This is a genomic window from Morganella morganii H1r, from assembly GCF_000633515.1.
GTDB classification, from domain to species: domain Bacteria; phylum Pseudomonadota; class Gammaproteobacteria; order Enterobacterales; family Enterobacteriaceae; genus Morganella; species Morganella morganii_B.
In genome coordinates this window covers 1-8,541 of record NZ_AYMP01000086.1, presented here as the reverse complement: position 1 = coordinate 8,541, position 8,541 = coordinate 1, and the positions used below count along the sequence as shown (strand labels likewise).

General features: G+C 46.0%; 8 protein-coding genes. 7 read left to right on the top strand and 1 reads right to left on the bottom strand.

What is annotated here, in order from left to right; translation table 11 throughout:
- The first annotated feature begins 112 nt into the window (after nt 1-112).
- Nucleotides 113-955 (top strand): glutathione-dependent disulfide-bond oxidoreductase, encoded by an 843-nt coding sequence (yghU, locus tag U868_RS0122830; RefSeq protein WP_025155305.1) that lies wholly within the window; start codon nt 113-115, stop codon nt 953-955.
- A 52-nt stretch (nt 956-1,007) separates the two neighbouring features.
- On the opposite strand, the gene U868_RS0122825 is transcribed toward yghU, so the two are convergent.
- Complete coding sequence (locus U868_RS0122825; RefSeq protein ID WP_025155304.1) at nt 1,008-2,942, bottom strand: methyl-accepting chemotaxis protein; 1,935 nt, start codon at nt 2,940-2,942, stop codon at nt 1,008-1,010.
- A 245-nt stretch (nt 2,943-3,187) separates the two neighbouring features.
- Between U868_RS0122825 and U868_RS0122820 the strand changes: the two genes are divergently transcribed.
- The 6 genes from U868_RS0122820 (at nt 3,188) to tssD (ending at nt 8,535) form a co-directional block, all read left to right on the top strand.
- The gene (locus tag U868_RS0122820) at nt 3,188-3,823 is read left to right on the top strand and encodes a DUF1007 family protein (protein ID WP_071997764.1); all 636 of its coding nucleotides are present in this window, start codon (nt 3,188-3,190) and stop codon (nt 3,821-3,823) included.
- An 8-nt stretch (nt 3,824-3,831) separates the two neighbouring features.
- Entirely contained in the window at nt 3,832-4,821 is a 990-nt protein-coding gene (locus tag U868_RS0122815; RefSeq protein ID WP_025155302.1) for a nickel/cobalt transporter, read from the top strand.
- A gap of 439 nt (nt 4,822-5,260) precedes the next feature.
- The gene (gadC, locus tag U868_RS0122805) at nt 5,261-6,790 is read left to right on the top strand and encodes a glutamate:gamma-aminobutyrate antiporter (protein WP_025155301.1); all 1,530 of its coding nucleotides are present in this window, start codon (nt 5,261-5,263) and stop codon (nt 6,788-6,790) included.
- Between the two features lie 162 nt (nt 6,791-6,952).
- The gene (locus U868_RS0122800; protein ID WP_025155300.1) at nt 6,953-7,315 is read left to right on the top strand and encodes a YibL family ribosome-associated protein; all 363 of its coding nucleotides are present in this window, start codon (nt 6,953-6,955) and stop codon (nt 7,313-7,315) included.
- A gap of 318 nt (nt 7,316-7,633) precedes the next feature.
- Entirely contained in the window at nt 7,634-7,966 is a 333-nt protein-coding gene (locus U868_RS0122795; protein WP_025155299.1) for a hypothetical protein, read from the top strand.
- Nucleotides 7,967-8,205: 239 nt separating this feature from the next.
- Nucleotides 8,206-8,535, top strand: a complete 330-nt coding sequence (gene tssD, locus U868_RS0122790) for a type VI secretion system tube protein TssD (RefSeq protein ID WP_025155298.1) — start codon at nt 8,206-8,208, stop codon at nt 8,533-8,535.
- The last annotated feature ends 6 nt before the right edge of the window (nt 8,536-8,541 follow it).

The following is an 8,541-nucleotide window of genomic DNA, read 5'->3' as shown; positions in this document are numbered from 1 at the left end:
TGGCTTTTTTGCGTTTGGGCGAAAAGAAAATTCCGTTTGTATTTTATTCACCGGAAGGTAGATTGGATAACTGATCACTTCAATCCGGCAGAAAATACAAAGGAGCATCGTTATGGCTGATCCAACCTATATCCCGCCTCAGGTGTGGGAATGGAAACAGAAAAACGGCGGGAAGTTCGCCAATACCAACCGTCCTGTTGCCGGGGCGACACATGAAAAATCCCTGCCTGTCGGTAAACACCCGCTGCAGCTTTACTCGCTGGGAACACCTAACGGCCAGAAAGTTACCATCATGCTTGAAGAACTGCTGGCTGCGGGCGTCCGGGAAGCGGAATACGATGCCTGGCTGATTGATATCGGCGAAGGCGACCAGTTCGGTTCCGGATTTGTTGATATTAACCCGAACTCAAAAATCCCGGCTTTGGTCGACAGAAGTGGTGCAGAGCCGGTACGGATCTTTGAATCCGGCGCAATTCTGACGTATCTGGCAGAAAAATTCTCTCTGTTCCTGCCGGAAACACAACCTGAGCGGGCTGAAACGCTGTCATGGCTATTCTGGCAGATGGGATCTGCGCCATTTGTCGGCGGCGGATTTGGTCATTTCTATGCGTATGCACCTGAAAAATATGAATATCCGATTAACCGCTACGCGATGGAAACCAAACGCCAGCTGGATGTCCTGAACCGTCAGCTCAGTCAGAATGAATTTATTGCCGGTGATAACTACACCATTGCGGATATGGCGGTCTGGCCATGGTACGGCGGGTTAGTGCTGGGTACGTTGTATAATGCGGCGACATTCCTGTCTGTCAGTGAATATCCGTATGTGATCCGCTGGGCGAAGCAGATAGCGGCACGTCCGGCTGTTCAGCGCGGACGCCGGGTTAACCGCAGTGGCGGAGAGCCGTCAGACCGGTTTATCCGTGAACGTCACGACGCATCAGATCTGGACTGATATTTCACCCTTTCCCGGCAGATGATTTCTGCCGGGAAATCCATTCCTGTTATTAATGCGGTTCCGGTAATTTAAAGGCCGACACCATTTGTGCGAGCTGCTCGGCCTCTCTTCTCAGGATTTGTGTCCGCGAAGCGGCATCATCAATTAATGTGGCATTCTGTTGCACCGTGGTATCCATCTCAGAGACTGCCATCGTTACCTCTGCCAGCCCTTTGCTCTGTTCCTCACCGGCAACACGAATATCACTCATCAGCTGTCTTACCTGCAACACATCCATCACCAGGTCTGCCAGCGTTTCTCCTGCTTCATGCACCTGATTACTGCCGGTTTTGACATTCTGCACAGACTCATCAATCAGCGTCTTAATCTCCTGTGCTGCCTGTGCGCTGCGCTGAGCGAGTGATCTGACTTCGGTTGCCACCACGGCAAAGCCCCGTCCGGAATCTCCGGCGCGTGCAGCCTCGACGGCGGCATTCAGTGCCAGAATATTGGTCTGGAATGCAATACTGTCGATCACCGACACGATCTCAACCATTCGTCCGGATGATGTACTGACACTGTTCATTGTCGAAACCACATCACGCATCATATCCCCGCAGCGGCTTGCGGTTTGTGCGGTGGTTTCCGCCAGCTCATCGGCCTGATGGGTGTTCTCACTGTTCTGACGTACTGTCGCGTTCAGTTCTTCCATCGCGGAAGCACTCTGCTCCAGTGCCGCCGCCTGCTGTGTGACCCGTGCGGATAACTCGTTATTGTTATCAGCCAGATTAACGGTATTGCCGGCAACAACAGAACTGCTGCTGCGCACTGTAAGCAACATGGATGAGATTTTATCGGCAAACAGATTAAATGCCTGTGAGATGGCGGAGATCTCATCGGTACCACGCACTTCCATCCGCCTTGTCAGGTCGCCTTCTCCGTGCGCAATATCATCGAGGGCTTTACGGGTCTCATCGAGGCGGGTGATCAACCGGCGGACAATCAGCCAGGAGCCCAGTAACAGCAGCGCCATAATCGGCAGCAGGGTTTCCAGCACATCCTGCATCATCACTTTTGCCAGTCCGGTGATCCGATCTTCCGGTGTGACAAGGCCGATAACCCATCCGGTATCAGCCATCGGGAACAGCATCACCTGTGAAGCGGTGTTCAGCTGCCCGTCATTATCAATGCGGATACTGTCGATAGCGGATTGCTCAGAATGCGCTTGCTTCAGGCTTGCCGCCACCGGTGCCAGCCAGGCTGATTGTGCGGCCAGCTCATCAAAGGTTTTGAATTGCTTACTGTCATCACCCGGAAAATAGATGAGCTGCCCCTGCCGGTCTGTCACAAAAGCATAGCCACCGGTACTGTTGCCGTATTGCTGCATAATGGCGGCGATATTATCCAGACGGATATCCGTTGTCGCGACACCGGCAAATTTTCCGTCGGTTTTATACGGCACACTGCAGGTCACCATATTCACACCGGAAACAGCATCTCTGTAAACATCAGACCACAAACAGCTTTCCGCGGATTGTTCGCGGGCATTCCGGTACCAGCTTTCATTGTGATAATTGCCGGCACCCTCTGTATTGTACTCATCAGAAAACACCAGTTCCCCGGCCGGATTCCGTGCCCAGAAAAAGCTGCGTTTCTCAATTCCCGGCGTAAATGCCCCCGGCTCCGGCCAGATCCCGCCACCGGTGATCAGGTTATTGCTTTCAATCAGATTGGGCGGGATATAGCGGTACAGCGCCTCATCATTGGGTAAAACTTCCGCAAGGCGCGCCAGGCTGACGGTTTTTCCGTCTGTCTGAGATAAAATCGTGCTGACCCGGGATGTCAGGCCGCGTCCGGTTTCTTCAATTAATGCAGTATTAATTTCCACAACGCGGGGCTGACCCCGCCACAGCATAACAACAATGATAATGGCAGTGGTGACAGCGAGAAGCAGGATGCCTCCGATGGTCAGACGGGTTGAAATGCGGGACGGATACCAGGACATACAAAACTCCCGAAACAAAGAAGGGTATATTTGAGTTATCGGCGGTGTGACTTATATCTTTATGATGTTTTATTGAACAGGTGAATGGATGGCGGATATCTGTGGCGGGGATCGCACTTTCGTCATTTTATGACGTTCTTTTATCCGCAGCGGTATTTCAGAAAACAGTATTTTCATCCGCAGTGCTATGTTATGTTATAACATATTTTACCAATGTGAGATAATCTGTGAACTTGATCAGAAGAATGAATACGTTACTTCTCTCTTTCTTATTTTTGCTGATGTTCAGTCCGCAGACACTTGCACACCCGCACAGTTTTATCGATATGGAAACAACGCTGGTAACAGAGAATCAGACTCTGACCGGGATTGATTATGTCTGGAAAATGGATCCGATGACGTCCGCAGATATTCTGTATGATTTGATGAACACCAAAGAAGACAGCCCGCAGTGGAAGAAGCAGGCGGCTTCTGTCATGGCCAATATCATTGCGCAGTCTTATTTTTCCGAACTGAATTATCAGAATAAAAGGCAGCCTTTTAAGCTCTTTCCGGACACCTACCGGATGACGCGCGAGGGGTTGCAGATTGTCATGTCATTTCGTATCTCACTATTACATCCGATACCCTTAACCGGTAGTACGGTTGAACTGAAAACCTATGAGCCGACCTTTTTTGTCAGCATGACCTACAACGGCAAACGCGCGGTTCACCTCTCTCCGCCGGATGTATCCCGGTGCCGGCTCATTTTCACCGAAGCAGAGCCGTCCGATACCCTGAAAGATTATGCGCTGTCGCTGGATACCGGCGATACCCCGGATGATGACCTGACGCTCGGTCGCCAGTTTGCACAGCAGATCACCTTACATTGCCCGGAGTGAGATAACGGATGACATCATATTCACGGATTATTCTTCAGCTCACTATTGTGCTTATTGTTTTGTCTGCCGGTGGGTTACTGTACAGTCAGTGGCCGTCATTGCTGCATGCCAGTGCAGGATTACAGAAGAAACTGAATTTTGAAATGGCGTCACTGATTCAGAAAGTCGTATCTGATCCGCTGAAAGCGGGGGGGCTTCTGACCTTTTTCAGTTTTTTATACGGCTTATTGCATGCTCTGGGGCCGGGCCACGGAAAAATTATCCTTTCTGCCTATATCGCCACACATCCGGCAAAATTACGCCACAGCGCGCTGTTAAGTATTCTGGCTTCTCTGCTTCAGGGTACGGTGGCTGTTGTTCTGGTTTCTGTTGTGTTGTTTATATTAAATCTGTCAGTACGTCAGTTAAATAATGTCAGCCAGATAACAGAAAAAGCCAGTTATGCATTTATTATTCTTTTTGGCGGCATTATTGTTATCCGTGCATTACGCCGTTTATTTATCAGACCACCGGTCAATAAGCCGAAAATAAAAACAATCAGTGTACCGGATAATAAACCCCGGGCTGTGTTAAAACCGGTTTCTCTGCAAACCGGACAATCTCAGACATGCGGCTGCGGTCATCAGCATGTTATGCCCGGAAATAAAATCACCGGTAATTGGCGGACACAGGCCGGTATGATTCTGGCGATGGGCAGTCGCCCGTGCTCAGGCGCATTATTGGTTTTATTGTTCTCGTCAGTTATCGGTGTTTTTCACTGGGGGATTATTGCCGTGTTCGCAATGGCATCAGGAACCGGTATCACCCTTTGTGTGATAGCCTGGTTTGTCCACAGTATGCGCTTTCTGGCACTGCGCCTGTCCCGTAACCCGGGGCGAAAACCAAACCGGTATTATGGCGATATTCTCCGGCTGATCGCAGGAGGGGTATTTATTATCGCCGGTATATTGATGTACCAGACGGTCAGTATACCCGGAACAGGTTTTTTTACCCGCTGACGGCCCTTATTTATCATCAATTATTTTATTCTTTACTTTCTCTGAGAAATATTTTTTCATAAAACCACACACAATATATTGCCATAATATATAAACCATTATTTACGTTAATATAGTAAACTCCCGGCTGTTTTGGTGTAGTGCAGCGTTATCTGTCAATAAGAACACATTAATACACCACCAAAGATGAAGTCATTTACGTGATTATTCTTTAGTAATGAGTGGGTTAGTGATTTATTTTGATGAATCCAGAACAATATTATCATTATGAAACTAAAGTCAGATGATTTGACAAGTCAGGATTAAGGGATGATAGTTATTAAACAAATCAATGGTGATTATGCTCACGACTCATTTCTGTTTATCAGACCAGAGAATGTTATGGCCTTTGGTTCGCAGATAAAAGAACTGATGTTATTAACTATATCAGGTGGATAGTATGACAGCGACAGCGTCTGGTGCCGGAAAACTGACTTTATTGGGGTTTTTTGCGATTACTGCCTCTATGGTCATGGCGGTATATGAATATCCGACATTTGCAACATCCGGTTTTAGTTTGGTTTTTTTCCTTTTATTAGGCGGGTTATTGTGGTTTATTCCGGTCGCTCTTTGCGCAGCGGAAATGGCAACGGTGGAAGGCTGGGAAGAGGGCGGCATATTCGCCTGGGTTTCTAACACACTGGGTGAACGCTGGGGGTTTGCTGCTATTTCATTTGGTTATCTGCAAATTGCAATTGGTTTTATACCTATGCTCTATTTTGTATTAGGGGCGTTATCTTATATCCTTAACTGGCCTGAACTGAATAACGACCCGATCGTTAAAACTATCGGTGCGTTGGTTATATTATGGATACTGGCATTTACTCAGTTTGGCGGTACAAAATACACAGCAACTATCGCTAAAATAGGTTTTTTTGCCGGTATTTTGTTACCCGCGCTCATTTTGGTATTCCTTGCTATACATTATCTTGTCAGCGGTGCGCCTTTAGCGACTGAAATCAGCGCATCGACTTTTTTCCCTGACTTTACAAAAATAGGCACATTGGTTGTTTTTGTTGCCTTTATATTGAGTTACATGGGGGTTGAAGCCTCAGCAACACACGTTAATGAAATGGAAAATCCGGGAAGAGACTATCCGGCGGCGATGTTTTTACTGATGATAGCGGCTATTTGCTTAAGTTCAATTGGCGGATTATCGGTCGCGGTATCCATTCCCGTCAGTGAAATCAATCTGTCAGCAGGTGTGGTACAGACATTCAATGTGCTGGTATCAAGTTTTAATCCTGCGCTGGAGTGGACTGTCCGTATTATTGCGGCACTCTTATTATTAGGTGTACTGGCAGAAATAGCATCATGGATTGTAGGGCCATCCCGCGGGATGTATGTCGCTGCCCAAAATGGTATTTTACCGAAAAGCTTTGCTAAGGTGAATAAAAATGGCGTGCCGGTTACATTGGTGATTTCACAATTACTGATTACAACCATTGCCATCATCGTGCTGACCAACAGCGGCGGAGGCGGCAATACGTCTTTCCTGATCGCATTAGCGCTGACCGTTGTTATTTACCTGTGCAGTTATTTTATGTTGTTTCTCGGGTATATGTATTTAATCTGTAAGCAGCCAGAGAAAAAACGGGTATTTAATATACCGGGCGGTAAAGGTTTTAAACTTGCTGTGGCGTCTGCGGGTTTTATTCTGTCGGTTCTTGCTTTTGTTGTTTCTTTCTTTCCGCCAAGTTCATTACCGGGCGGTGCAGGCAGTGAATCCTATGTGATGCTGCTTGGTATCAGTTTTGTGGTTATTTTTCTGTTGCCCTTTATTATCTATGCATTTCATAATAAGCAAGGCAAAAAAACTGGGATATCAATGATACATATTAAAACACATAACGCGCCGGCAGGTCATTTCTTTATCCATCCCCGTGCACGATCTGCATATCATTTGGTTCATGATGATAAAAAAGATTAAAACGAGTGAAATATAAAACGGATAAGGCCACCATTGATGGTCTTATCCGTTTTTACCGTGATGTAATAAATATTAAAAAAACGGACAACCCGTATCCTTTTCGTACTCTTATAGTGAATAGTGTATACTGCCCGGTAAGCAATTTATTCATGGTTAATTAAAATGAAAGAAAAAGAAAAAGCACAAATCAAGCTTCTCAGCGACCGTTTAGATCTTACCCGTCACCAGATGGAAAATATGCTGCAAAAGAATGAAACGGAAAAGTATGCAGAACTTGAGAAAGAAAAAGCCGCGCTGGAGACTGAAATTGCCCGTCTGAAGGAACTACGCAGCAGGAAACTCAGCAAAGAAGCGCAAAAGCTGGCGGATATGCCGTTCAAACGTTCTATCACCAAAAAAGAACAGGCTGATATCGGCAAGCTGAAGAAAGCGGTGCGGGGCCTGATCATTGTTCATCCGATGACGGCATTGGGCCGTGAAATGGGACTGGATGATATGACCGGTTTTTCCGGGACTGATTTTTAGTCAGAAAATAAATCCGCTGATGCCGCAACGTTTCTGATCAATACTCCGCACTCAGACAGTAAACATCGGTTTCAGGAACCGGTGTTTCCTCCGGTTACTTATCAATACGGACAACGATCCCTGAAACTGAACGGGATTTTTTACCGGAATACTGACAGGGCTCCCTGATACCCGAAAACGTTGCGGGTAAAAAAAGATAATGATGTATTCTCAGAAAAGAGAACGAATTTGAATTTTGACTATATTTTTATTTATGCCGTATTGGGTTATCGGGTATGCTTTTTATAGCTGCAACGGAAACCACAAAGGCACCTGTATATGAAAATAGTAATAATATTTTTATTCGTCTTAATAGTAACCGGATGTGATTCACATGAAAAGATTTATGGCCACTGGGAAAATATAGATGCCAGATGCCGTAGTTTGTGTTCTTTTTCTATAGAAAAGCACGATAACAAATACTCAGATTCAGTCATTATCTTTGATAAACCACAACCGCCATACGCAAAAAGTAAACCTTTTATTCGTGATAAAAAACATAAAAACAGATATCTGGCAAAAGGTGAGAACGGTGATTTCTTATTCGAGCTTTATAAAGACCGTCTCTATGGTGCTGATAATTCTATATATGAAAAAACAAATCCCAAATAGCGCTCTCTGACGGTATATCATGCCCTTCATATTTTGCGTACCGCATATTGGGTGCGCAAAATGTCAGCCTGATAAGAACGTCCTGTACGCCTTGCAGTATAAAGGATTAATAACGATTAGTTACATTAGAGTTCGCAAAACAAAATGAAAATTTGCTAAGGTAGCCGACCGTTAAATACCGGGTTATTACCGGGTAAATTGCGAACCATCGATCATCACATTTTTAAATAAGGGCTTTTATGGCACATCCGATTTATCTGACGTTAACCGGTAAAATTCAGGGACTGATTTCTGCGGGATGTTCATCCGTTGATTCAATAGGAAACCGTTATCAGGCCGGACACGAAGATGAGATCCTGGTACTCAATTTAAACACAGGAGCATCCCGGGCGCAAAATGCCACCTACAAAGAACTGATATTCACTAAACCGATGGATAAAGCCTTTCCCCTGCTTTACTCCTGCGTCGATAACAACGAAATACTGGAAGCGACTTTCAAATGCTACCGGACAAGCCAGCACGGACAACTTGAAGTCTACGCCACATATAAGCTGACTGTAGTGGTTTAATAAATT

Bases quoted from the DNA above. Each gene is read 5' to 3' on its own strand.
- yghU (WP_025155305.1), top strand. From the start codon at position 113: ATGGCTGATCCAACCTATATCCCGCCTCAGGTGTGGGAATGGAAACAG.
- U868_RS0122825 (WP_025155304.1), bottom strand. From the start codon at position 2,942: ATGTCCTGGTATCCGTCCCGCATTTCAACCCGTCTGACCATCGGAGGC.
- U868_RS0122820 (WP_071997764.1), top strand. From the start codon at position 3,188: ATGAATACGTTACTTCTCTCTTTCTTATTTTTGCTGATGTTCAGTCCG.
- U868_RS0122815 (WP_025155302.1), top strand. From the start codon at position 3,832: ATGACATCATATTCACGGATTATTCTTCAGCTCACTATTGTGCTTATT.
- gadC (WP_025155301.1), top strand. From the start codon at position 5,261: ATGACAGCGACAGCGTCTGGTGCCGGAAAACTGACTTTATTGGGGTTT.
- U868_RS0122800 (WP_025155300.1), top strand. From the start codon at position 6,953: ATGAAAGAAAAAGAAAAAGCACAAATCAAGCTTCTCAGCGACCGTTTA.
- U868_RS0122795 (WP_025155299.1), top strand. From the start codon at position 7,634: ATGAAAATAGTAATAATATTTTTATTCGTCTTAATAGTAACCGGATGT.
- tssD (WP_025155298.1), top strand. From the start codon at position 8,206: ATGGCACATCCGATTTATCTGACGTTAACCGGTAAAATTCAGGGACTG.